Below are 23,249 nucleotides of genomic sequence, written 5' to 3'. Positions count from 1 at the left end.
CCTCGACCGGGGGAGACCGCGCCACGCGACGGAGGTGACGTGCAGGTTCCCCCGCTCGCCCGCTCGGCGCTCGACCGAGACCACGCCGGGCGGCTCGGCGCCGATGCCGTCGCGCGCGCGCTCGAGCAGCCCTCGACGCGCGTCATCGCGGTCGCCGGCGACCGCGCACCCGTGCGCGACGGCGCGCTCGTGCGGCTGCGCCCGGACGAGCTGCCCGCGACCGCGCGGCACGTCGAGCCGCGCGTGCCGCTCAGCTGGCTCGGCCGCGCTCCCGCTCGCGACGGCGCCCCCGGCGGCGTCGTGCTGAGCATGCTCGTCGCGGAGCCGTTCGAGGTCGAGGGAGCGCAGTGGCGGTCGCTCCGCGAGGTGGGCGCCGAGCTCGACGACGCCGATGCCGGAGCGTTCGTGCAGGCGGTCGCGCTCGGCGTCTGGCAGCGCGAGAGCCACCACAGCCCGGTCGACGGCTCGGCGGCGAGCTTCGAGGAGTCGGGCTGGGTGCGGCGCGACGCGAGCGGCGGCGCGCACTTCCCCCGCACCGACCCGGCGGTCATCGTCGCCATCCACGACGCATCCGACGAGCGCATCCTGCTCGGCCACAACGCCGCGTGGCCCGAGGGCCGCTACTCGCTCATCGCCGGCTTCGTCGACCCGGGCGAGTCGCTCGAGGCGGCGGTCGTCCGCGAGGTCCGCGAGGAGACGGGCCTCGCCGTCGCCGGCGTGCGCTACCTCGGCTCGCAGCCGTGGCCGTTCCCGCGGAGCCTCATGATCGGCTTCGAGTGCGTCGCGGCCGAGCCCGACGCGATCGTGCCCGACGGCGTCGAGATCCTCGACGTGCGCTGGTTCACGCGCGAGGAGCTGCGCTCGGGCGTCGTGCAGCTGCCTGGCCCGACGTCGATCGCGGCCTGGATCATCGACGCGTGGCTGGGGCGATGAGCGCGCCGAAGCCCGACGCCGACCGGATCCTCGCCGGGCTCGACGAGCAGCAGCGGCTCGCCGCGACGACGCTCGGCGGCCCGGTCGCGATCCTCGCCGGCGCCGGCACCGGCAAGACGCGCGCGATCACGCACCGCATCGCCTACGGCGTCGCGACCGGGGAGCAGGTCGAGCACGCGTCGCTCGCGCTCACCTTCACGAGCCGGGCGGCGGGGGAGATGCGCACGCGGCTCGCGCGGCTCGGGGCGGGCGGCGTGCAGGCACGCACCTTCCACGCCGCGGCGCTCGCGCAGCTGTCGCACTTCTGGCCGCGCGTGACGGGCTCGCGCATGCCGCAGCTGCTGCCGCAGAAGGCGTCGACGCTCGCCGACGCGGCCGCGCAGCTGCGGCTGCGGCTGCCGACCGCGCAGCTGCGCGACGCGGCGGGCGAGATCGAGTGGCGCAAGTCGCAGGCGATGACCATGGAGGACTACGGCGTCCAGGCGCGCGTGCGCCCGCTGCCGACGGGCCTGACCCCCGAGGCGATGATCGACCTCCACATGGCGTACGAGCGGGTGAAGGACGAGCGCCGCCAGATCGACTTCGAGGACGTGCTGCTCGCCACGACCGGCATGCTCGAGCGCGAGCCCGTCGTCGCCGACGAGGTGCGCTCGCGCTACCGCCACTTCACGGTCGACGAGTACCAGGACGTCTCGCCGATGCAGCAGCAGCTGCTCGCCGCCTGGCTCGGCGACCGCCGCGACGTGTGCGTCGTCGGCGACCCGAGCCAGACGATCTACTCGTTCGCGGGCGCCGACCCCGCGGGGCTGCAGCGCTTCCTGCACGAGCACCCCGACGCCGAGCTCGTGCGGCTCGAGCGCTCCTACCGCTCGACGGGAGCGATCGTCGGGCTCGCGAACCGGCTCATGCGCGGCCGCGACGCGCTCACGCTCGAGGCCGCCTCGGGGGAGCACGGGCTCGAGCCGAGCGTCACCGAGCACGCGAGCGACTCCGCGGAGGCCGCCGCGATCGCCGCGGCCGTGCGCGCGCAGGTCGCCGCGGGTGCCGATCCCGGCCAGATCGCGGTGCTCACGCGCTTCCACGCCCAGTCCGGGATCATCGAGCAGGCGCTCGCCGCGGCCGGCATCTCGTCGACCGTGCGCGGCTCGGTGCGCTTCTTCGAGCTCCCCGTGGTCAAGCGCGCGCTCCTGATGCTGCGCAGCGCCCCCGCCGACGGGCGGCCGCTCTTCCAGGCGGTGACCGACGTCGTCATGGGGCTCGGGTACCGTGCCGAGCCGCCGTCGAGCCACGGCGAGGAGCGGGCGCAGTGGGATGCGCTGCACGCGCTCGTGACGCTCGCGGAGGAGACGGGCGGCACCGACCTGCCGGGCTTCGCGCTCGACCTCCAGCGCCGGGCGGCGACCGAGCACGAGCCGACCGTCGCGGCCGTCACGATCGCGACGATCCACGCCGCGAAGGGCCTCGAGTGGCAGCACGTGCACGTGTGCGGGCTCGCCGAGGGGCTGCTGCCCATCTCGCACGCGACCTCGCTCGCCGAGATCGACGAGGAGCGGCGGCTGCTCTACGTCGCCATCACGCGCGCGCAGCGCTCGCTCTCGCTCACGTGGGCGCGCAGCTCGGGCCACGCGGTCAGGCAGCCGTCGCGATTCCTCGCGGAGATCGGTGCCGGCAGGCCCGCCGCGCGCGCCGGAGCGCGCTGACCGCGCCGTCGCGCTGGCGCACCCGCGCGCCCCAGCCCGCGGGGAGCTCGTCGTCACCGAGGCGGCGGAGCGCCCCGAGCACCGTCGCGACCGCTTGCGCCGCGGCGATCGCGCTCGGCACCGGCGCGAGGTGCGCCGGCACGAGCGACTCGTCGTCGACCGCGCACTCGACGCAGCCCGCGCCCGCGGGCACGAACGGGCCGATCTGCACCCACGCGTCGCCGACGGTGACCGGCAGGTGCGCGGTGCCCGACTCCACGAGCCGGTCGCGCTCGCGGTGGGGCAGCCGCCACGGCGAGACCGGCAGCACGAGCGGGTCGTCGCCGGCCGAGGGCCCGGCGCGGTGCCCCGCGCGATCGAGCGCGCGATGCAGCTCGAGGGCGAAGGGGATGCGTCCGCGCACGAGCGTCGGGACGGCGGGCGGCAGCGGGTCGAGCGCGGGTGCGAGCGCCTCGAGCAGCGCCGCGGCCGCGTCGTCGCCGAGCACGTGCTCGAGCTCGCGGCGCACGACCCCGCGCGTGAGGAGCGCGAGGCCGCGGAGCGTCGCGTCGTCGGCCGGCAGCTCGGCGACGGGCTGCTGCCCGCCGACCGTCACGCGGTCGGGGGCGCTGCGGAAGACGGCGAGGTGCGGGTCGAGGCGGAGCATGGCGGCATGGTGCGCCAGCGCGGCCGGGCGCGTCGGCGGCTGTCCACAGCCGGCCCGGCGCGGGCGCCCGTCTCGGGCCCCGCTTCAGCGCTGCTCCGCGCCGCCTGCCTCGTCCTCGCCGGTGCCCCGCTCCGCGTCGTCGAGCAGCTCCTGCAGCGCGAGGTCCATCTCGTCGAGCTCGCCGACGCCGCGGAGCCGCGCGATGACGCGCGAGGGGTCGTCGATGTCGGCCGAGCCCGGCATGAGGTCGGGCTGGTCCCACAGGGAGTCGCGCACCTCGGGGCCCACCGCATCCGTCACGGCGTGCCAGAAGGCGGCCGCCTCGCGCAGGCGCCGCGGGCGGATCTCGAGGCCGACGAGCGTGCCGAAGGCCTTCTCGGCCGGCCCGCCCGTCGCGCGCCGACGGCGCACGGTCTCGGCGATCGCGTCGCGCTTGGGCAGGCGCGCGGTGGCCGCCTCGGTCACGGCGTCGACCCAGCCGTCGATGAGCGCGATCGTCGTCTCGAGCCGCGCGAGCGCCTCGACCTGCTCGGGCGTCTTCGGCGGGATGAGCGCGCCGCTGCCGAGCGCCTCGCGCAGCTGCTCGGGACTCGAGGGGTCGAACGACTCGGCGAGCTCCTCGAGCCGCTCGACGTCGATGCGGATGCCCTCGGCGTACTCCCGCACGGAGGAGAGCACGTGCAGGCGCAGCCAGCGGGCGTGGTGGAACAGGCGCGCGTGCGCGAGCTCGCGCGCAGCCATCCAGATGCGCACCTGATCCTCGGGGATCTCGAGGCCCTCGGCGGCCGAGCGCAGGTTGACGGGCAGGAGCGCCGCGGTGTCCTCGAGCAGCGGGAACCCGAAGTCGCCGCCCGCGATCGTCTCGCTCGCGAGCTGCCCGACGACGTTGCCGAGCTGCATCGCGAACATCGTGCCGCCGACGTTGCGGAGGATGCGCTCGGCGCCCGCGAGCATCTCCTGCGCCTCCTCGGGCGCGTGCTCCTGCATCGCGCTCGTGAGCGCGTTCGCGATGCTGTTCGCGACCGGCTCGCTCATCTCCTGCCACACAGGGATCGTCGCGTCGACCCACTGCTGGCGCGAGAGGAGCGTGAGCGAGCCGGCGGCGGCGCCGATCTCGGTCGTCTCGCTCAGCCAGAGCGCCGCGAGGTCGGCGGCCTGCCGCACGGCGTCGCGCTCGGCGGTCGTCACCGAGCCGGGGTCGCGCTGCACGACCGCGGCGGCCTGCCGCTGCGCGGCCGACCAGTCGATGCCGTCGTCGGTGCGGGCGAGCGCGGCCTGCAGCTGCGCCATGAGCGCGTGCAGCTGCGCCGGGTCGCTCGGCATGCCGGCGGCGCCGGCGAGGCGCGACGGATCGATGGGCCCCTGGCCGGAGAGGAACTGCTGGAGCATCTCCCGCAGCTCGTCCTCGGGGCGGCGGTCCTCGGGCTCCTCAGGCATGCGACTACGCTAGCCCCAGCATGTCCGAGCCCGCCGGGTATCCGCCCATCCAGCCATCCGCCGTCCGCGAACACCGGGCTCAGCCCCGCTTCCCGGACGTGCGCCCGCGCCGCGTGCGCCGCGCCGGCTGGGCCGCGCTCGGGGTGACGGGCCTCGCGTCGCTCTCGCTCGCGTTCGTGCCCTCGCCCTACGTCGTCGAGGTGCCCGGCCCGACGTTCGACACGCTCGGCGCGACCGACGCCGGCGAGCTCATCGAGATCGAGGGTGCCGAGACGTTCCCGACCGAGGGCGAGCTGCGGCTGCTCACGGTCTCGCTGCTCGGCAACCCCGAGCGGCCGCTCACGTGGGTCGACGTCGCGCGCGCGTACGTCGACCCGTCGCGCGCCATCATCCCGATGGAGGCCGCGTTCCCGCCGTCCGTCTCGGTGGAGGACCAGAACGAGGCCGGCCGGATCGAGATGCGCAACTCGCAATCGGCCGCGGTCGCCGCCGCGCTGCTGCACCTCGGCGAGCCGGTCGAGAGCGACGTGCGCGTCGCGGGCGTCATCGAGGGCTCGCCCGCGGAGGGGATCCTCCAGGAGGACGACCGGATCCTGCGCGTCAACGGCGACACCGCCTACGACGTCTACTCCATCCGCGCATCCATCGCCGCCGCCGAGGGCGCGTCGACGTTCGAGATCGAGCGCGACGGCGAGCCGCTCACGGTCGAGGTGATGCCCGCGATGGAGGGGGAGCAGCGCATCGTCGGGATCTACCCCGCGAACGAGTTCGCGTTCCCCTTCGAGGTCGACATCGAGCTGCCGAACGTCGGCGGGCCGAGCGCGGGCATGATGTTCGCGCTCGGGATCGTCGACGAGCTCACCCCCGGCGCGATGACCGCCGGCACGAGCTGGGCGGGCACCGGCACGATCGCCGCGCTCGGCGAGGTCGGCGCGATCGGCGGCATCGTGCAGAAGATGCACGGCGCGGTCGACGCGGGCGCGACGCACTTCCTCGCCCCGGCCGCGAACTGCGCGGAGGTCGTGGGCCACGTACCGGAGGGGCTCACGGTCTTCGCCGTCTCGACGCTCGACGAGGCCGTCACCGCGATCGAGACCGTCGCCGAGCAGGGCGACGCGGGCGCGCTCCCGACGTGCGAGGCCGTGCCCGGCTCATAGGCGCGGCCGATAGCATGGCGGCACCGCCCGCCGAGCCCCCTCTTTGGAGCATCCCGACGTGTCTGCCAACGCCGATCGACCCATGCCGACGACCGCGCCGAGCGGCAGGCGGCCATCGCCGCTGCTGATCACGGTGATCGTGGTCGCCGCGATCCTCGGAGCGTTCGTGCTCTTCTCCGGCTTCTACGCCGACATCCTGTGGTTCGACCAGCTCGGCTTCCTGCAGGTGCTGCAGACGCGCTGGCTCTCGATGCTCGTGATGTTCCTCATCGGCTTCCTCGGCATGGCGGTGCCGCTCGCGCTCAGCGTGCAGATCGCCTTCCGCTCGCGGCCCGTCTACGCGCAGCTGAGCTCGCAGCTCGACCGCTACCAGGAGCTCGTCGAGCCGCTGCGCCGCGTGGGCATGTGGGCCGCGCCCGCGGTGCTCGGCCTCTTCGCGGGCATCGCCTCCGCATCGCAGTGGGAGACGGCCCAGCTGTGGCTGCACCGCAAGCCCTTCGGGGAGGCCGACCCGCAGTTCGGCTTCGACATCGGCTTCTACGTCTTCGAGCTGCCCTTCTACCAGTCGATCGTCGGCTTCGCGCTCGCGGTGCTGTTCATCTGCCTCGTCGCCGCGCTCGCGACCTCCTACCTCTACGGCGCGATCCGCGTCACCGGCCGCGAGTTCCGCATCTCGCGCTCCGCGCGCATCCAGCTCGCGGTCACGGGCGCGCTCTACATGCTCGCGCTCGGCGTCTCGATCTGGCTCGGCCAGTACGCCTCGCTCTCGATGCCCGCGCAGGGCTTCCTCGAGGCAGGCGCCGGCTACACCGAGGTCAACGCGTCGATCCCCGGCGCGCAGATCATGGCCGGCATCGCCGGGCTCGTCGCGGTGTTCTTCATCGTCACCGCGATCATCGGCCGCTGGCGCATCGCGATCGTCGGCACGGCGCTGCTCATCGCGTCGTCGCTCGTCGTCGGGGTCGCCTACCCCGCGATCGTGCAGCGCTTCCAGGTCGACCCGAGCGCGCGGACGCTCGAGGCCGAGTACATCCAGCGCAACATCGACGCGACGCGCGCCGCGTGGGGCGTCGACGAGATGGTCGAGGCGCCCTCCGACGCGCGCACCGACGCCGAGCCCGGCGCGCTGCGCGAGGACGCGGAGACGACCGCGAACATCCGCATCATCGACCCCGCGCTCGTCACCGACGCGTTCGCGAACCTGCAGGAGTACCGCCAGTACTACGGCTTCCCCGAGCAGCTCGACGTCGACCGCTACGAGATCGACGGGCAGACGACCGACACCGTCATCGCGGTGCGCGAGCTCGACCTCTCGGGCCTCGACGAGGACAGCTGGTACAACCGCCACATCGTCTACACCCACGGCTACGGCGTCGTCGCCGCGTACGGCAACCAGCGCGGCCCCGAGGGCCAGCCGGTGTTCCTGCAGGCGGGCATCCCGACTGACGGCGCGCTCGGCGACTACGAGCCGCGGGTCTACTTCGGCGAGTCGACGCCCGACTACTCGATCGTCGGCGGCCCCGAGGGCTCCCCGAACCTCGAGCTCGACTACCCGCGCTCGACCGAGGAGGGCAGCGGCAACGCGAACACGACGTTCGCGGGCGACGGCGGCCCGAAGCTCGACAGCTTCCTCAACCGGCTCGTCTACGCGCTCAAGTTCCAGTCGGAGCAGATCATTCTCTCCGACGCGGTCAACGAGGAGTCGCAGATCCTCTACGACCGCGACCCGCGCCAGCGGGTCGGCGAGGTCGCGCCGTACCTGACGCTCGACAGCGACACCTACCCGGCGGTCGTCGACGAGCGGCTCGTCTGGATCGTCGACGGCATGACGACCTCGTCGTCGTTCCCCTACGCATCCCACCGCTCGATCGCGCAGACGATCGCCGACAGCACGAACCCCAACCCCGGCTTCACGCCCGGCGACGTCGTGAACTACATGCGCAACTCGGTCAAGGGCGTGGTGGATGCGTACGACGGCTCGGTCACGCTGTACGCGTGGGACACGGAGGACCCGATCCTGCAGGCGTGGCAGGAGATCTACCCCGGCACCATCCGCCCCATGAGCGAGATGTCGGGCGAGCTCATGAGCCACGTGCGCTACCCGGCCGACATGTTCAAGCTGCAGCGCAACATCCTCGGCGACTACCACGTCACCGACCCGGCGACCTTCTTCTCGGGCGACGACCAGTGGGCGACGCCGGCCGACCCGACGTGGTCGAGCGCGCAGACGCAGGCGCCGCCGCAGCCCCCGTACTACCTGACGATGTCGGTCGACGGGCAGGACCCCGCGTTCACGCTCTACTCGACGTTCATCCCGCGCGACGGCCGCGAGGTGCTCTACGGCTACCTGTCGGTCAACGCCGACGCGGGAGGCACCGCGGGCGAGCGGCTCGACACCTACGGGCAGCTGACGCTGCAGATGCTGCCGAAGGACCGCTCGATCCCGGGCCCCGGCCAGGTGCAGAACACCTTCGACACCGACGACCAGGTCTCCCGCGAGCTCAACCTGCTGCGCCAGGGCGCGTCCGACGTGATCAACGGCAACCTGCTGACCCTCCCGGTCGGCGGCGGCCTGCTCTACGTGCAGCCGGTGTACCTGCGCTCGACGGGTGCGACGTCGTTCCCGGTGCTGCGGAAGATCCTCGTGGCGTTCGGCGACGACATCGCCTTCGAGGACACCCTCGACGAGGCGCTCGACGCGCTCTTCGGCGGCGACTCGGGCGCCCAGGCGGGCGACTCCGACGTCGAGCCCGGCACCGAGGAGCCGGCGGAGCCCGGCGCCGAGGCACCCGACGCCGACCTGCAGGCGCAGCTCGACGCGGCGCTGCAGGAGGCCGTCGCGGCGATCCAGGCGCGCCAGGCCGCCTACGCGGAGGGTGACGTCGTCGCCGCCGCCGAGGCGGAGGTGCGGCTCAACGAGGCGGTGCAGCGCGCGGTCGACCTCTCGGCCGAGATCGAGGGCACCGAGGCGCCCGAGATCGCGCCCGAGGAGTCGGCGCCTGCCGAGGAGCCGGCGACGGAGGAGACGGCCGCGCCCTAGCCGGTTTGCCCTCCCGCCCCGCGGCTGATAGAGTCTCTTCTTGTGCCGCGGGGTGGAGCAGCTCGGTAGCTCGCCGGGCTCATAACCCGGAGGTCGCAGGTTCAAATCCTGTCCCCGCAACGAAGTCCGCGAACTGCGGCACGAGAAGAGGCGCCCGAGAGGGCGCCTCTTCTGCATCTCCGGCCGGCGGCGTAGCGTCCCGCCATGGGCTTCGCCGTCTCGGCCGACGCGTACGACCGCTTCATGGGCCGCTACTCGCGACCGCTCGCGCGCGCCTTCGCCGACTTCGCCGGCGCCGGGCCGGGGGAGGCCCTCGACGTCGGCAGCGGCCCCGGCGCGCTCACCGAGGAGCTGCTCGCGCGCGGCGCGACCGTCACGGCCCTCGACCCCTCGCCCTCGTTCGTCGCCGCGGTGCGCGAGCGCCACCCGGGCGCCCGAGCGCTCGAGGGCGCCGCCGAGGCGCTGCCGTTCGCCGACGCGGCGTTCGACGCCGCGCTCGCGCAGCTCGTCGTGCACTTCATGGCGGATGCGTCGGCGGGCGTCGCCGAGATGGCTCGGGTCGTGCGCCCCGGCGGCGCGGTCGCCGCGTGCGTCTGGGACCACGAGCGCGGGCCGCTCGGGCCGTTCTGGACGGCGGCCGCCGAGACGGCGGGCCTCGCGCCGCCGCCGCCGCGCGTCGGCACGCGGCGCGGCGACCTCGCGCGGCTGCTCGAGGCCGCGGGGCTCCGCGACGTCGTGGAGGCGCCGATCGAGGCGACCGCGCGCATCGGCTCGATCGACGAGTGGTGGGAGCCCTTCGAGCTCGGCGTCGGGCCGGTCGGGGAGCTCGTCGCCCGGCTCGGCGCGGCCGATCGCGCGCGCGTGCGCGATCGCTGCCGCGAGCTGCTGCCGGCGCCGCCGTTCGACGTGCGGGCGCTCGCGTGGGCGGCTCGCGGCACGCGAGCCTGAGCGTCACTCGAAGAGGCTGCCGAGCCCTCCGCCGGAGGAGGCGCCGCCGTTCGAGCCCGAGAGCTGCTGGCGGCCCTCGCTCGGCTGCACGACGACGAAGCCCGGCCCGTGGAAGGCGAGCTGGAACGCCTCGCCCGTGCCGCCGCGCAGCATCGAGCGCATGTTCATGCTGTTCACGACGCTCGGCTGCAGGTTCGCCGACCAGCAGACCGCCGCGTTCGGGTCGACGAAGGTGGGCTGCCGCGAGCAGTCGAGCAGCATCGGCTGGCCCTCGCACGAGATGCCGATCGTGCCGCGCCCGCCGATCTCGACGTTGAAGAGCCCACCGGCCATGATGTTGCCGCTGCGCAGCATCCTGATGTCCCACTGCAGGTCGGGGTCGAAGGCGAGCAGGTTCTTCCCGCTCACCGAGAGCCCCTCGCCCTCGAGCAGCACGGTGAAGACGTTCGCGGCGTCGCGCGCGAGGAACACCTCGCCCTCGCCGCGGATGCGCATGAGCGGCGCGCCCTCGCCCGTCACGAGCTTCTTGAGCATGCGGGCCGCGCCGGCGCCCTCGTGCTGGAACTCCATGCGCCCCTGGTAGGCGACCATCGCGCCCTTCGCGGCGAGCACGTCGCCGCCGTTCGAGACGCTGATGCGCAGCATCTTGCTCGACTGCTTGACCCAGCGCTCGGTCGACTGGGCCTCCTGGTTCGCCTCGGCGAACAGCTCTGATCTCATGCGTCCTCCTCGAGGGCTCGCTCGAGCCGATCGACCTTGCCGTCGAGCTCGCCCGTCCACCCGGGTCGGATGTCGGCCTTCAGGACGAGGGACGCGCGGGGCGAGAGCGCGAGCACGGCGTCGGTCGCGCGCTTGACGATCGCCATCACCTCGTCCCACTCGCCCTCGAGCGTCGTGAACATCGCGTCGGTGCGGTGCGGCAGCCCGCTGGCGCGCACGACGCGCACGGCGGCCGCGACCGCGTCGTGCACCGAGCCGTCCGGTCCGGCCGTGCCGGGTGCGATCGAGAATGCGACGAGCATCCTGCTCCCTTCGTCGGTCGCATCCTCGCACCCGCCGCCGTCGACCGCCAGCAGCGCCGCGCGGGCCCGCCGTAGGCTGTCGGCATGGCGGATGCGACCGGGGTGCTGATGGCGGCGGCGGTGCAGCTCGCCGCGACGGAGGACGTCGATGCGAACCGCGCGGCGGCGGCCGCGTGGATCGACGGCGCGGCCGATCGCGGCGCGGAGCTCATCGTGCTGCCCGAGTACGCGCAGCACTGCTCCGCGACGCTCGCCGAGACCGCGCCCGACGCCGCCGAGCCGCTCGACGGGCCCTTCGTCTCGATGCTCGCCGAGCGCGCCGCGGCGCACGACGCGCTCGTCGTGGCCGGCCTCGTGGAGCGCACCGACGCCGGCCCGAGCAACACGGTCGTCGCCGTCGACGCGACGGGCCTGAGGGTCGCGTACCGCAAGGTGCACCTCTACGACGCCTTCGGCTCGAGCGAGTCGGACTGGCTGACGCCCGGCGATCCCGCGCAGGTGCCGGTCGTCGACTTCCGCGGCACGCGCATCGGCATCCAGACGTGCTACGACCTGCGCTTCCCGGAGTCGACGAGGCGGCTCGTGGATGCGGGGGCCGACGTCGTCCTCGTGCCCGCGGAGTGGGTGCGCGGCCCGCAGAAGGAGCGGCACTGGACGACGCTCGTCACCGCGCGCGCGATCGAGTCGACCGTGCACGTCGTCGCGGCGGGGCAAGCGCCCCCGCTCGGCGTCGGCTGCTCGCTCATCGTCGACCCGATGGGCATCCCGCTCGCGGCGCTCGGCGACGGGGAGGGGATCGCGATCGCTCCGATCGACCCGGCCGTGACGGCAGCGACGCGGCGGCGCAACCCCTCGCTCGCGAACCGGCGCTACCGGATCGCCTGAGCCGCGGCCGCTCGGGCGGTCAGCGCGCAGGCTCGAGCTCGACGCCGCGGAGCGCCGCGAGCTGCTCGGCCGCCCGGTGGAGCGTGTCGTCGGACTTGCAGAAGGCGAAGCGCATCGTCGAGCGCAGGTCGCGCCGCGAGGGCCGCGCGAAGGCCGAGAGCGGCACGCCCACGACGCCCGCGAGCTCCGGCAGCCGCCGCGCGAGCGCGCTCGCGTCGTCGATGCCGAGCGGGGCGGCGTCGGCAAGCACGAAGTAGCCCGCCATCGCGTCGTTGACCTTGAAGCCCGCCTTCCGCAGGCCCCTCGTGAGGATGTCGCGCTTGCGGCAGAAGGAGTCGCGGATCGTCTGGAAGTGCTCGTCCGGGAGGCGCAGGCCGACCGCGACCGCGGGCTGGAAGGGCGCGCCGTTGACGAACGTGAGGTACTGCTTGACCGCGGTGATGTGCGCGATCCGCTCGGGCGTCGACATGATCCAGCCGACCTTCCAGCCGGTGATCGAGAACGTCTTGCCCGCGGAGGAGATCGAGACGAGCCGCTCGCGCGCGGCCTGGAACGCCGCGACCGGCACGTGCTGCTCGTCGTAGACGAGGTGCTCGTAGACCTCGTCGGTGACGATGAGCGCGTCGCGCCGCTCGGCGATCCGCACGATGTGCCGCACGGTCTCCTCGCTGAAGACCGAGCCGGTGGGGTTGTGCGGGGAGTTCACGAGGATCATGCGCGTGCGCGGGCTCGTCGCCCGCAGCAGCCGATCGGGGTCGGGCTGGAAGTCGGGGGCCGTGAGCGGCACGGGCACGAGCACGGCGCCCGCGAGCGCGGCGACCGCCGCGTAGGCGTCGTAGTAGGGCTCGAAGACGACGACCTCGTCGCCCGGCTCGAGGTAGGCGAGCATCGTCGCGGCGAGGCCCTCGGTCGCGCCCGCGGTGATGAGCACGTCGCCGCGGCCGAGGCCGATGCCGTAGAAGCGGCGCTGGTGCTCGATGATCGCGTCGATGAGCTCGGGGGCGCCGCGACCCGGCCCGTACTGGTTGCGGCCGTGGTCGATCGCGTGCTTCGCGGCGTCGAGCACCGCGCGCGGGCCGTCCTCGTCGGGGAAGCCCTGGCCGAGGTTGAGCGCTCCCGTGCGGGTCGCGAGCGCCGTCATCTCGGCGAAGATCGTCGGCGCGAGGCGCCCGTCGGCTCCCAGCAGGCCCGCCCCCGCCGCCGTGCGCTGCCAGGGTGCTCGGTGCGAGCGATCGACCTCCATGCCTCGACGCTACTCGCTTCGCACCGCGAACGGTCGACATTGCGAGTGCTTAGCAACCGCATGGATTGGCGTGGCATCGTCGAGGTCATGACGAACCCGTACGAGCCGCCGCATCCCGCGAGCCACCAGGGCCACGTGCCGAACCCCTGGTCGCGACCCGCGGACGAGACCCGGTGGCAGAGCCCCGCCGCGGGCCAGCCGAGCGGGCAGGCCGCGCCCGCGTCGGCGCCGTACGGATCGACGCCCGACGTCGCGCCGCCCTTCGGCTCCGCTCCCTACGCGTCCTCGGTGCCCGCACCCTCGGCCTTCGGTCGCTCGAGCGACCCCCAGCCCCACTACGGGCAGCCTGCGGGCGCGAGCCCCCAGGCGTCCGCGCGTCGCCGCAGCACGGGGCTCGTCGTCGGCGCGATCGTCGGCGCCGCGCTCATCGGCGGTGCGACGGGCTTCGGCGGGGGCGCGCTCGCGGCGCAGCAGACCTCCCCGCAGACGCAATCGGCGCCGAGCGGCGGCGTCGCCGCCGAGCCGGTCTCCGATCCCGGCACGATCGCCGACGTCGCCGCGGCCGCGGGCCCCTCCGTCGTGACGGTGCAGGCAGCCTCGCGCGCCGGCGCGGGCGAGGGCTCCGGCGTCGTGATCGCGCCCGGCGGCTACATCGTCACCAACAACCACGTCGTGACGCTCGACGGCCAGTCGGCCGACGCATCCATCACGGTCGAGACGAGCGACGGCCGGCTGCTCGCCGCCGAGATCGTCGGCACCGACCCCGTCGTCGACCTCGCGGTGCTGCGGGTCGACGCCGAGCTGCCGGTCGTGACGTTCGCGTCGAGCGACGACGTGCGCGTGGGCGACACCGCGATCGCGATCGGGGCGCCGCTCGGCCTCTCGAACTCGGTCACCGACGGCATCGTCTCGGCCGTCGATCGCGGGCTGCGGATCGCCTCGAGCGCCGCGCCCGACGACTCGCAGGACTCGCAGCAGTCGCCGTTCGGCTTCTGGCAGGAGAACGGCGCGCAGGCCGCGCAGGAGGACATCTCGATCCCCGTCGTGCAGACGGATGCGTCGATCAACCCGGGCAACTCGGGCGGCGCGCTGCTCAACGCCTCCGGCCAGCTCATCGGCGTCAACGTCGCGATCGCGAGCATGGGGCAGGGCGAGTCGTCGGGCTCGATCGGCATCGGCTTCGCGATCGAGTCGAGCCTCGTGCAGCGCGTCGTCGAGGAGATCATCGACCGCGGCGAGGCGACGCACGGGCTGCTCGGCGCGACGGTGAGCGACGTGCGCGACGCCTCGATCGGCTCGGTCGGCGGGCAGCTGCGGGAGCTCACCGACGGCGGCGCGGCCGCTGCCGCGGGCCTGCAGCCGGGCGACGTCATCACCGCGATCGAGGGAGCGCCCGTGACGAACGCCGTCGACGCGACCGCCCAGGTGCGCGCGCACGCGGCGGGCGCGACGGTGACGATCGAGTACCTCCGGGAAGGCGAGCGCGCCGAGGTCGAGGTCACCCTCGGCGAGCTGCCCTAGCCGGCGGGCCTCAGCGCTCGTCGGCGCTCGCGCCCCCGTCGCCGTCGGTGCCGGGGGCGTCGCCGCCCGGGCCGATGCCCGGAGCGTCGGTGCCGCCAGCCGCGCGGCGCTCGCGCAGCCGGCGCAGCCCGCCGCCGAGCCCCTCGCGCTCGATCTCGCGCGCCTCGCGGATGCGCCGGCCGAGGCTCACGCGCTCCTCGCGCTCGGCGGGGGAGAGGAAGCCGTGGTGCCGGACGGGTGCCGGGCCGAAAGCCTCGCGCGAGGCCTTGACGACCTGGCGGCCGAGCATGTTGTTGCCGACGCCGCCGATGACGGCGCCGATGCCGAACGGCATCGCGCGGCCGACCATGCTCGCGCCCGTGTTGCGCGCCATGCGGCGCAGGAACGCGCGGCGCATGAGGTCGATGACCTGCCCCATCGCGCCGCTCGGGAGCGACGACGTGATCATCTGGCCCCAGAACGCCGAGCCGCCGCCGCGGCGGCCGAGCGCCTGGTCGGCGACGCGCTTGACGAGCGCCTTGCCGCCCGAGCCGAGCATGAGCCCCATCACGAGCGCCTTCGCCCGCTGCTCGTCCTCGACCGCGATGCCGTGCACCTCGGCGACGGCCTGCGCGAAGAACGCGCTCGCCTCGAGGAAGACGACCGTCTCTGCCGCGGTGAGGCCGATCGCCGCGACGGTGCCGATGCCGGGCGCGACGGCGCTCGCGCCGACGGCCGCGCCGCCGCTCGTGACGGTCGCGAGGTACTGCTTCTCGAGCCGGGCGATCATCTGCTCGGGCGTCATGTCGGGGTGCCGTCGGCGCAGGTTGCGCAAGTGGCCGACGACGAGCGGGCGCTGCACGCCCAGGATGTTCTCGAGCGTCGTGATGAGCCAGCCCATCTCCTCGTCGCGATCGAGCTCGTCCATGGCATCCCCTCGTCGTCCTCGTCGCGTGCCGCGACGCATCCATCATCCTGCCCGGCATCATCGTGTCCCGACCGTGCCGGGAGGAGGCTGAGCGTGGGATCATGGCTCGCATGACCCTCACCCCTGGACCGGACACCGTCGGCACGGGCGGCAGCACCGACGTGCTCGACCGCGAGCTCGAGCAGCTGCTCAACGAGGAGTCGGTCGAGGACGGCGACCACGACCGCTTCTCGCACTACGTGAAGAAGGAGAAGATCCTGCAGTCGGCGCTCACGGGCAAGCCCGTGCGCGCGCTGTGCGGGAAGAAGTGGACGCCCGGGCGCGACCCGGAGAAGTTCCCGATCTGCCCCGCCTGCAAGGAGATCTACGAGAAGCTGCGCGCGGAGTAATCCGCCTCAGCGGAACACCGTCGGGATCGCGGGCTCGCCCCGCGCGAGGCGGTGCGCCTCCGCCGGGAGCTCGTCGATCGAGGCGGTGTGCCGCTCGCGCGCGAGCTCGACTCCCGCAGGGCCGAGCCACCGCTCCTGGATCTCGCCGCGCTCGACGAGCGGCACCTGGAGTGCGCGGCCGCGCGTCGCGGCCTGCTCGAGCACGTGCGGGTCGTCGGTGACGAGCACGGTCTCCTCGACCGCGATCCCGCCCTCGAGGGTGCGCACCGCGACCTTCTCGCCCGGGCGCGAGGCCTTGTCCTCGCTGCGCTTGCCGACGCCGACCCACTCGCCGTCGTCGCCCTGCCGCGCGACGAGCTTGTAGACCATGCCCGCCGCGGGCGCGCCCGAGCCGGTGACGACGCTCGTGCCGACGCCGTACGCATCCACCGGGCTCGCCTGCAGGGCCGCGATCGCGTACTCGTCGAGGTCGCTCGTGACGGTGATGCGCGTCTCGGTCGCGCCGAGCGAGTCGAGCAGCGCCCTCGCCTCGGCGGCGACCTCGTCGAGGTCGCCCGAGTCGAGCCGGATGCCGCCGAGCTTCGGGCCCGCGACCTCGATCGCGGTGCGGATGCCCTGCTCGATGTCGTAGGTGTCGACGAGCAGCGTCGTGCCGACGCCGAGGGTGTCGATCTGCGCCTGGAAGGCCTCTGCCTCGGAGTCGTGGAGGAGCGTGAAGGAGTGGGCGGCGGTGCCCATCGTCGGGATGCCCCAGCGGGCGCCCGCGGCGAGGTTGCTCGTCGCGCGGAAACCGGCGATGTAGGCGGCGCGGGCGGCGGCGATCGCCGACTCCTCGCTCGCGCGGCGCGAGCCCATCTCGGCGACCGGTCGCCCCTTCGCGGCGCGCGCCATGCGGGTCGCGGCGTTCGCGACGGCCGAGTCGTAGTTGAGCACCGAGAGGGCGACGGTCTCGAGCACGACCGCCTCGGCGAACGAGCCCTCGACGACGAGGATCGGGGAGCCGGGGAAGTACAGCTCGCCCTCGGCGTAGCCGCGGATGTCGCCCGAGAAGCGGTAGTCGGCGAGCCAGTCGAGCAGCTCGGGCGAGACGACCTCGTGCTCGCGCAGGAACGCGAGCTCTGCGTCGCCGAAGCGGAACTCGGTGAGCCGCTCGAGGAAGCGACCGGTGCCGGCGACCACGCCGTAGCGGCGCGCGCCCGGGAGGCGCCGCGCGAAGACCTCGAACGCCGAGGGGCGGAACGCCGTGCCGGAGCGCATCGCGGCGTCGATCATGGTCAGCTCGTAGCGGTCGGTCATGAGCGCGGTGTCGGTCACGGCGCCAGCCTATGCCGACCGCCGAGCGAGCGACCGGGAGCCGGTAGCGTGGGCCGGTGCGCGACGAGACCCGACCCACCCGGACGAGCGAGCGACAACTGCCCGAGGGCGTCGAGCTGCGGGCCCCCCGGCCGGAGGACGCCGAGGCGTGGGCCCGCTTCCTCGTCGCCGAGCAGCAGCGCACCTACGCGGGGCAGCTGCCCGACGACTTCGGCTCCCGCGGCCTCGAGCAGGCGAACGTCGCGGGACTCGCGCACGTCTTCGGCCAGCCGGGCGAGGCCGTGCGCCGCATCGCGTGGCGCGGCGGCCGCGTCGTCGGCATCGCCGCCGCCGGGCCCGCGCCGGCGCGCTGGGAGCGCGAGCTCGGCCTCGTGCCGCCGCCGGCCGATCGCGAGCTCGACCGGCTCTACGTCGCGGCCGAGATGCACGGCTCCGGGCTCGGCGCGGCCCTGTTCGACGCGGTCGTCGACGAGCGACCCCACTACCTGTGGCTCATCGACGGCAACGCCCGCGCCGCTCGCTTCTACGAGCGGCGGGGCTTCGAGCACCTCGACGAGCGGGTGTCGACCGGGCCGACGTGGGGCGGCATCCCGATGCACCGCATGCTGCGGCGCTAGCCGACGAGCCCCTCCTCCTCGAGCCAGGCGCGCGCGATGTCGGCTGCCGGGGACTGCTGCTCGACGCTGCGCCGGTTGAGCTCGATGAGCGCGTCGGACGACAGCGCAGCGGTGACGCCGTTCACGACCTCCTGCGCGGCCTCGTCGACGCGGTCGCTCGCGACCGGGACGACGTGCGAGGCGAGGAACAGTCCCTCCGTGTCCTCGAGCACGACGAGGTCGTTCTGCGCGATCGTCGGGTCGGCGGTGTAGACGATCGCGAGCTGGATGTCGCCGTCCTGCAGCGCGCGGATCGTGAGCGGGCCGCCGCCGTCCTCGATCGGGGTGAAGCCGACCTCGATGCCGTAGACGCTCGCGAGCCCCTCGGGGCCGTTCGGGCGGCTCTCGGCCTCGGAGTTCGCGCCCATCGTGAGCGGCACGTCGACGTTCGCGAGATCGGCGACCGTCTCGAGCCCGTACTGGTCGGCGAACGCTCGCGTGACGACGTACGAGTCCTGGTCGGTCGCCTCGGCCTGGTCGAGGATCGTGAGCCCCTCGGGCGCCGCGGCGACGAGCGCGTCGTACACCTCGTCGGTCAGCCGCTCCTCGGGGTCGGGGCTCCAGTACTGCAGCAGCGGCCCCGTGTACTCGGGGAAGAGGTCGATCGCCCCCGACTCGATCTCGGGCACGTAGACCTCGCGCTGCCCGATGCGCAGCTGCCGGTCGATCGTGTAGCCGGCGTCCTCGAGCGCCTGCGCGTACAGCTCGGCGATGATCTCGCTCGAGTAGTAGTCCTGGGAGCCGACGACGAGGGTCGTGCCGTCGCCGCCGCTCGAGGGCGCGGTGCTCTCGTCCGCGGCGAGGGGGTCGGCGCTCGCGCAGCCGACGAGCACGGCGCTCGCGGTGCCGACGGCGGCGAGGGCGATCGCCGCCCGGCGGGTGGTGGTCCTGATCATGCGGAGCTCCTCTCTCTCGCGCCGGACGGCGCGCGGTGGGGTTCGGCGCGGCGGGCCGCGGCGGATTGGACGAGCTGGAAGCCGAGCTCGACGACGAGCGCGAGGAGCGCGACGAGGAGCGAGGCGCCGAGCATCATGTCGTAGCGCTGCGTCTTGAGGCCCTCGAACAGCGGGCGCCCGAGGCCGGTGTCGGCGACGTACGCGGCGAGCGTCGCGGTCGAGATGACCTGCAGGGCGGCGGAGCGGACGCCGCCGAGCAGCACGGGCGCGGCGAGCGGCAGCTCGACGCCGCGCACGATCTGCCACTCGGTCATGCCGATCGCGCGCGAGGCGCCGACGGTCTCGCGCGCGACCGACTCGACGCCCGCGTACGCGCCCGCGAGCACGGGCGGCAGCGCGAGCACGAGGAGCGCGAGGAACGGCGCGTCGAGCCCGATGCCGAGCGCGAGGCCGAGGATGGTCAGGAGGCCGAGCGTCGGCAGCGCGCGCGCACCGCTCGTCAGCACGATCACGAGCGAGCGGCCCCGGCCCGAGTGGCCGATCGCGACGCCCGCGGGGATCCCGATCGCGCACGCTGCCGCCACGACCGCGGCCGAGAACCCGAGGTGCTCGAGGATGCGCGCGCCGATCCCGCCGCGCCCGTCCCAGTTCGCGGAGTCGAGCAGCCACGCGAGCGCGTCGAGCACCAGGTTCACGCCGCCACCGTCCGCCGCCAGGGCATCACCGCGCGCCCCGCGAGCACGCACAGCGCGTCGAGCACGACCGCGACCACGACGGTGAGCACGATGCCGGTGAGGATCGAGGCCTCGATGCCGCGCTGGAACCCGTCGGTGAAGAGCGTGCCGAGGCTCGCGATGCCGATGACCGCGCCGACCGTCACGAGGCTGACGGTCGAGACGACCACGACCCGCAGCGACGACAGCAGCACGGGCCCGGCGAGCGGCAGCTCGACCCGCCAGAAGCTCGCCCAGCGGGAGTGCCCGGTCGCTTCAGCCGCGAGCCGGACGTCCTCGGGGACGGACGCGAACGCATCCGCCGCCCCGCGCACGAGGAGCGCGCAGCCGTAGAGCGTGAGCGCGGTGATGATCGTCGCGGGCGAGCGGAGCGCGAAGCCCGTGATCGCGGGGATGATGATGAACAGCGGCAGCGACGGGATCGCGTAGAGGAGGCCCGTGCCGGTCAGCAGCGGCGTGCGCCAGCGGCGGCTCCCGGCCGCGAGCCGCCCGAGCGGCACCGAGATGACGAGGCTCAGCAGGATCGGCGGCACCGAGAGCAGCAGGTGATCGGCCAGTAGCCCCCACACGATGTGGAGGTTCTGGCTCAGCCACGTCACGGCGCGTCCACGCGGGCGTCGGCCGCGAGCACGCCCGTCGGGCGGTCGTCGCCGTCGACGACGATGCGACGCCCGTCGAGCTCGCGGATGCGCAGGGTGCGGCGCGCGGTGCCCGCGCCCACGAAGGCGGCGACGAAGTCGTCGGCGGGGGCGGCGAGGATCTCGGTCGGCGTGCCGCGCTGCGCGATCGCGGCGCCCGCGCGCAGCACGACCACTTCGTCGGCGAGCGCGAAGGCCTCGTCGACGTCGTGGGTGACGAACAGGATCGTCTTGCCGAGCTCGGCCTGCAGCGCGCGGAGCTCGGCCTGCAGCTGCTCGCGCACGATCGGGTCGACCGCGCCGAACGGCTCGTCCATGAGCAGGATGTTCGGATCGGCGGCGAGCGCCCGCGCGACGCCGACGCGCTGCTGCTGGCCGCCGGAGAGCTGTGCGGGGTAGCGGTCGGCGAGGGCTGGGTCGAGGCCGACGCGCTCGAGGAGGCCGAGCGCATCCGCCCTCGCCTCGCGGCGCGAGCGCCCCGCGAGCACGGGCACGGTCGCGACGTTGTCGGCGACCGTGCGATGGGGGAGCAGGCCGCCCGCCTGCAGCACGTAGCCGATCGAGCGGCGCAGGCCCACGGGGTCGAGCGAGCGCACGTCGACGTCGTCGATGCGGACCGCGCCCGACGTGGGCTCGATCATGCGGTTCACCATGCGCAGGAGCGTCGTCTTGCCGCTGCCCGAGGAGCCGACGAGGGCGACGACCGAGTGCGACGGCACGCGCAGGCTGAAGCCGGCGACCGCGACGGTGCCGCCCGGGTACTCCTTGCGCACCGCGTCGAACTCGATCACGCAGGTTCTCCTCACCTTCGCGGAGGGATGACGATACCGCCCGCCGGCGACATCCTCTCCGGTCGCGCCTACGAGCAGCCCGTGAACGCGCCACGACTAGGCTTGCCGTCGTGCAGCGCCCGATCGGAGTCTTCGACAGCGGCGTCGGCGGGCTCACCGTGGCGAGGGCGCTCATCGACCAGCTGCCGGCCGAGTCGATCACCTACATCGGCGACACCGCGAACGGCCCCTATGGTCCGCGCGAGCAGGCCGAGGTGCGGGCTCTCGCGCTCGACGTGCTCGACACGCTCGTCGCGCAAGGCGTGAAGATGCTCGTCATCGCGTGCAACACCGCCTCCGCCGCGACCCTCGACGTCGCGCGCGAGCGCTACGAGGAGGGGATGGGCATCCCCGTCGTCGAGGTCATCGATCCCGCCGTGCGCGCCGCCGTCGCGCAGAGCCGCTCCGGCCGCATCGGCGTGATCGGCACGGCCGGCACGATCGGCTCCGGCGCCTACCAGCGCGCGTTCGCCGCCGCTGGGGTGCCGCACGTCGCCGCCGGCGCCGCGCCGCGCTTCGTCGAGTTCGTCGAGGCGGGCGTGACGACCGGCGACGAGGTGCTCGAGGCCGCGCACGAGTACCTCGAGCCGCTGCTCGCCGAGGGCCTCGACACCCTCGTGCTCGGCTGCACCCACTACCCGCTGCTCGCCGGCGCGATCGGCTACGTCGCCGGTCCCGACGTGCGGCTCGTCTCGAGCGCCGAGGAGACGGCGGGCGACGTCTACCGCATGCTGAGCGACCGGCGCATGCTCGCGCCCGTCGACGCGACGCCCACCTACGAGTTCGAGGCGACGACCGAGGCGCAGGAGCCGTTCCTGCGGCTCGCGCGCCGCTTCCTCGGGCCGGAGGTCACGCACGTCGAGTTCCACCAGACCGGGGTCATCCAGCTGCCCGGCCGCACCGACTGAAGGAGAGACCATGGCACGCAAGGACGGCAGGCAGCTCGATCAGCTGCGCGAGGTCACGATCGAGCGGGGCTGGAGCGCGCAGGCCGAAGGGAGCGCCCTCATCTCGTTCGGCGGCACGCGCGTGCTGTGCACCGCATCCGTCATGCCGACCGTGCCGCGCTGGATGGCCGGCAAGGGCAAGGGCTGGGTGACCGCGGAGTACGCGATGCTGCCGCGCTCGACGAACGAGCGGATGGATCGCGAGAGCGTGAAGGGGCGCGTCGGCGGGCGCACCCACGAGATCTCGCGGCTCGTCGGTCGGTCCTTGCGCGCCGGGGTCGACATGCGGGCGCTCGGCGAGCTCTCGATCACGGTCGACTGCGACGTGCTGCAGGCCGACGGCGGCACGCGCACCGCCGCGATCACGGGCGCGTGGGTCGCGCTCGCCGACGCGGTCGCGTGGGCGCAGGCGCAGGGCCGGGTGCCGAGGAGCGCGAAGCCGCTCGTCGACTCGGTCGCGGCCGTCTCGGTCGGCATCGTCGACGGCGAGCCGACGCTCGACTTGAACTACCTCGAGGACGTGCGCGCCGGCACCGACATGAACGTCGTCGCGACCGGGCGCGGGCTGCTCGTCGAGGTGCAGGGCACGGCCGAGGGCGCACCCTTCGACCGCTCGGAGCTCGACGCGCTGCTCGACCTCGCGCTCGCTGGCACCGCCCGGCTGACGGAGCTCCAGCGCGAGGCGCTCGCGTGAGCCCCGTCGACACGGGCTTCGGCTCGACGGGCATCGACCCGCGCGGCGGCGGCCTGCAGGTCGTCGTCGCGACCCGCAACCCCCACAAGGTCGAGGAGCTGCAGCGCATCCTCGCGCCGCTCCTGCCCGGCATCGAGCTGCTGCCCGACGACGGCCCGGAGCCGATCGAGGACGGCGACACCTTCGAGGCGAACGCCCTGATCAAGGCGCGCGCCGCGCACGAGCGCACGGGGCTGCCGGCGATCGCCGACGACTCGGGCATCGAGGTCGACGCGCTCGGCGGCGCCCCCGGCATCCACTCCGCCCGCTACGCCGGCACGCGCGACGATCGCGACAACCTCGAGCTGCTGCTCGCAAATCTCGCCGAGCACGCCGACCGCGGCGCGCGCTTCGTGTGCGCGGCCGCGTGGGTCGACGCCGACGGCGAGCTCGCGGTGCGCGGCGAGTGGGCGGGCGAGGTGGCGGATGCGCCGCGCGGCGAGGGCGGGTTCGGGTACGACCCGATCTTCGTGCCGCACGACGGCGGCGGCCGCTCGTCGGCCGAGCTGAGCGCCGACGAGAAGGACGCGCTGAGCCACCGCCGGATCGCGTTCGCCGCGCTCGCGGAGCGCATCCAGCGCGCCTAGCCGATCCGTGCTCGCACCCGGACGCCTCCACTCGACCCGCTCTCGCTGACCCGGTCCGTTGCAACGGGTCGGATCGGCGAGGGCGG

The 23,249-nt window shown here is 74.1% G+C and carries 23 protein-coding genes and 1 tRNA gene; 13 read left to right on the top strand and 11 right to left on the bottom strand.

The features are described 5' to 3' along the window. Window positions 1–39 precede the first annotated feature (39 nt). Both nudC and JQT67_RS03115 read left to right on the top strand, forming a co-directional pair. A complete protein-coding gene (gene nudC, locus JQT67_RS03120) occupies window positions 40–933 on the top strand; it encodes an NAD(+) diphosphatase (RefSeq protein ID WP_208063472.1) in 894 nt (297 codons plus the stop codon). Then, window positions 930–2,633 carry an ATP-dependent helicase gene (locus tag JQT67_RS03115; protein WP_208063471.1) on the top strand — a complete coding sequence of 568 codons (1,704 nt, stop codon included), beginning with the start codon at window positions 930–932 and terminating at the stop codon, window positions 2,631–2,633. Before nudC ends, JQT67_RS03115 begins: the two co-directional genes overlap by 4 nt. Here the strand turns inward: JQT67_RS03115 and JQT67_RS03110 are convergent. Beyond that, a complete protein-coding gene (locus tag JQT67_RS03110) occupies window positions 2,563–3,279 on the bottom strand; it encodes a hypothetical protein (RefSeq protein ID WP_208063470.1) in 717 nt (238 codons plus the stop codon). The genes JQT67_RS03115 and JQT67_RS03110 overlap by 71 nt on opposite strands. Before the next feature lie 84 nt (window positions 3,280–3,363). Continuing rightward, the gene (locus JQT67_RS03105; RefSeq protein ID WP_208063469.1) at window positions 3,364–4,716 is read right to left on the bottom strand and encodes a zinc-dependent metalloprotease; all 1,353 of its coding nucleotides are present in this window, start codon (window positions 4,714–4,716) and stop codon (window positions 3,364–3,366) included. Between the two features lie 98 nt (window positions 4,717–4,814). Here JQT67_RS03105 and JQT67_RS13720 point away from each other — a divergent pair, with 98 nt between their 5' ends. The 4 genes from JQT67_RS13720 to JQT67_RS03085 all read left to right on the top strand — a co-directional run bounded on the left by JQT67_RS13720 (window position 4,815) and on the right by JQT67_RS03085 (window position 9,861). Next, entirely contained in the window at window positions 4,815–5,873 is a 1,059-nt protein-coding gene (locus JQT67_RS13720; RefSeq protein WP_307864183.1) for a S16 family serine protease, read from the top strand. Window positions 5,874–5,955: 82 nt separating this feature from the next. Beyond that, complete coding sequence (locus tag JQT67_RS03095) at window positions 5,956–8,913, top strand: UPF0182 family protein (RefSeq protein ID WP_021010185.1); 2,958 nt, start codon at window positions 5,956–5,958, stop codon at window positions 8,911–8,913. Between the two features lie 46 nt (window positions 8,914–8,959). After that, a tRNA-Met gene (locus tag JQT67_RS03090) sits at window positions 8,960–9,033 on the top strand. Window positions 9,034–9,117: 84 nt separating this feature from the next. Next, window positions 9,118–9,861 (top strand): class I SAM-dependent methyltransferase, encoded by a 744-nt coding sequence (locus JQT67_RS03085; protein ID WP_021010186.1) that lies wholly within the window; start codon window positions 9,118–9,120, stop codon window positions 9,859–9,861. 3 nt (window positions 9,862–9,864) lie between these two features. Here the strand turns inward: JQT67_RS03085 and JQT67_RS03080 are convergent, their stop codons facing one another. Both JQT67_RS03080 and JQT67_RS03075 read right to left on the bottom strand, forming a co-directional pair. Further along, complete coding sequence (locus JQT67_RS03080) at window positions 9,865–10,581, bottom strand: AIM24 family protein (protein WP_208063467.1); 717 nt, start codon at window positions 10,579–10,581, stop codon at window positions 9,865–9,867. After that, on the bottom strand, window positions 10,578–10,883 hold the full coding sequence (locus tag JQT67_RS03075; protein ID WP_208063466.1) for a thiamine-binding protein: 306 nt from the start codon (window positions 10,881–10,883) through the stop codon (window positions 10,578–10,580). The genes JQT67_RS03080 and JQT67_RS03075 overlap by 4 nt, the downstream gene beginning before the upstream one ends. 84 nt (window positions 10,884–10,967) lie before the next feature. Between JQT67_RS03075 and JQT67_RS03070 the strand changes: the two genes are divergently transcribed. Further along, window positions 10,968–11,768, top strand: a complete 801-nt coding sequence (locus tag JQT67_RS03070; protein WP_208063465.1) for a carbon-nitrogen hydrolase family protein — start codon at window positions 10,968–10,970, stop codon at window positions 11,766–11,768. Between the two features lie 19 nt (window positions 11,769–11,787). Here the strand turns inward: JQT67_RS03070 and JQT67_RS03065 are convergent, their stop codons facing one another. Beyond that, complete coding sequence (locus JQT67_RS03065; protein ID WP_021010190.1) at window positions 11,788–13,011, bottom strand: aminotransferase class I/II-fold pyridoxal phosphate-dependent enzyme; 1,224 nt, start codon at window positions 13,009–13,011, stop codon at window positions 11,788–11,790. A 60-nt stretch (window positions 13,012–13,071) separates the two neighbouring features. Between JQT67_RS03065 and JQT67_RS03060 the strand changes: the two genes are divergently transcribed. Then, on the top strand, window positions 13,072–14,532 hold the full coding sequence (locus JQT67_RS03060; RefSeq protein ID WP_208063464.1) for a S1C family serine protease: 1,461 nt from the start codon (window positions 13,072–13,074) through the stop codon (window positions 14,530–14,532). Between the two features lie 10 nt (window positions 14,533–14,542). Here the strand turns inward: JQT67_RS03060 and JQT67_RS03055 are convergent, their stop codons facing one another. Beyond that, complete coding sequence (locus tag JQT67_RS03055; RefSeq protein WP_208063463.1) at window positions 14,543–15,439, bottom strand: hypothetical protein; 897 nt, start codon at window positions 15,437–15,439, stop codon at window positions 14,543–14,545. 110 nt (window positions 15,440–15,549) lie between these two features. On the opposite strand from JQT67_RS03055, the gene JQT67_RS03050 reads away from it, so the two are divergent. Continuing rightward, window positions 15,550–15,828, top strand: a complete 279-nt coding sequence (locus tag JQT67_RS03050; protein ID WP_208063462.1) for a DUF3039 domain-containing protein — start codon at window positions 15,550–15,552, stop codon at window positions 15,826–15,828. Between the two features lie 6 nt (window positions 15,829–15,834). Here the strand turns inward: JQT67_RS03050 and JQT67_RS03045 are convergent, their stop codons facing one another. Then, a complete protein-coding gene (locus tag JQT67_RS03045) occupies window positions 15,835–17,124 on the bottom strand; it encodes a nicotinate phosphoribosyltransferase (protein WP_208063513.1) in 1,290 nt (429 codons plus the stop codon). 74 nt (window positions 17,125–17,198) lie between these two features. On the opposite strand from JQT67_RS03045, the gene JQT67_RS03040 reads away from it, so the two are divergent. Then, a complete protein-coding gene (locus tag JQT67_RS03040) occupies window positions 17,199–17,759 on the top strand; it encodes a GNAT family N-acetyltransferase (RefSeq protein WP_208063461.1) in 561 nt (186 codons plus the stop codon). On the opposite strand, the gene JQT67_RS03035 is transcribed toward JQT67_RS03040, so the two are convergent. Genes JQT67_RS03035 through JQT67_RS03020 form a run of 4 tightly spaced genes read right to left on the bottom strand, consistent with a single transcriptional unit; the run spans window position 17,756 to window position 20,857 of the window. After that, complete coding sequence (locus tag JQT67_RS03035; RefSeq protein ID WP_208063460.1) at window positions 17,756–18,694, bottom strand: ABC transporter substrate-binding protein; 939 nt, start codon at window positions 18,692–18,694, stop codon at window positions 17,756–17,758. The two genes, JQT67_RS03040 and JQT67_RS03035, sit on opposite strands and share 4 nt — an antisense overlap. Continuing rightward, window positions 18,691–19,389, bottom strand: coding sequence for an ABC transporter permease (locus JQT67_RS03030; protein ID WP_208063459.1), 699 nt, complete (start codon window positions 19,387–19,389; stop codon window positions 18,691–18,693). The genes JQT67_RS03035 and JQT67_RS03030 overlap by 4 nt, the downstream gene beginning before the upstream one ends. Further along, on the bottom strand, window positions 19,386–20,027 hold the full coding sequence (locus JQT67_RS03025) for an ABC transporter permease (RefSeq protein ID WP_208063458.1): 642 nt from the start codon (window positions 20,025–20,027) through the stop codon (window positions 19,386–19,388). Before JQT67_RS03025 ends, JQT67_RS03030 begins: the two co-directional genes overlap by 4 nt. Beyond that, window positions 20,024–20,857 (bottom strand): ABC transporter ATP-binding protein, encoded by an 834-nt coding sequence (locus JQT67_RS03020; RefSeq protein ID WP_208063457.1) that lies wholly within the window; start codon window positions 20,855–20,857, stop codon window positions 20,024–20,026. The genes JQT67_RS03025 and JQT67_RS03020 overlap by 4 nt, the downstream gene beginning before the upstream one ends. A gap of 110 nt (window positions 20,858–20,967) precedes the next feature. Here JQT67_RS03020 and murI point away from each other — a divergent pair, with 110 nt between their 5' ends. From murI to rdgB, 3 genes are read left to right on the top strand one after another with little or no spacing between them, the layout of a single operon-like run. Continuing rightward, window positions 20,968–21,804, top strand: coding sequence for a glutamate racemase (gene murI, locus JQT67_RS03015; RefSeq protein ID WP_208063456.1), 837 nt, complete (start codon window positions 20,968–20,970; stop codon window positions 21,802–21,804). 10 nt (window positions 21,805–21,814) lie between these two features. After that, on the top strand, window positions 21,815–22,537 hold the full coding sequence (rph, locus tag JQT67_RS03010; protein ID WP_208063455.1) for a ribonuclease PH: 723 nt from the start codon (window positions 21,815–21,817) through the stop codon (window positions 22,535–22,537). Next, the gene (rdgB, locus tag JQT67_RS03005; protein ID WP_307864180.1) at window positions 22,534–23,163 is read left to right on the top strand and encodes an RdgB/HAM1 family non-canonical purine NTP pyrophosphatase; all 630 of its coding nucleotides are present in this window, start codon (window positions 22,534–22,536) and stop codon (window positions 23,161–23,163) included. The genes rph and rdgB overlap by 4 nt, the downstream gene beginning before the upstream one ends. Window positions 23,164–23,249 lie beyond the last annotated feature (86 nt).

Source organism: Agrococcus sp. TF02-05, assembly GCF_017565345.1.
Classification (GTDB): domain Bacteria; phylum Actinomycetota; class Actinomycetes; order Actinomycetales; family Microbacteriaceae; genus Agrococcus; species Agrococcus pavilionensis.
Note: the sequence above shows the minus strand (reverse complement) of the source record. Positions and strands in the feature narration are given on the sequence as shown.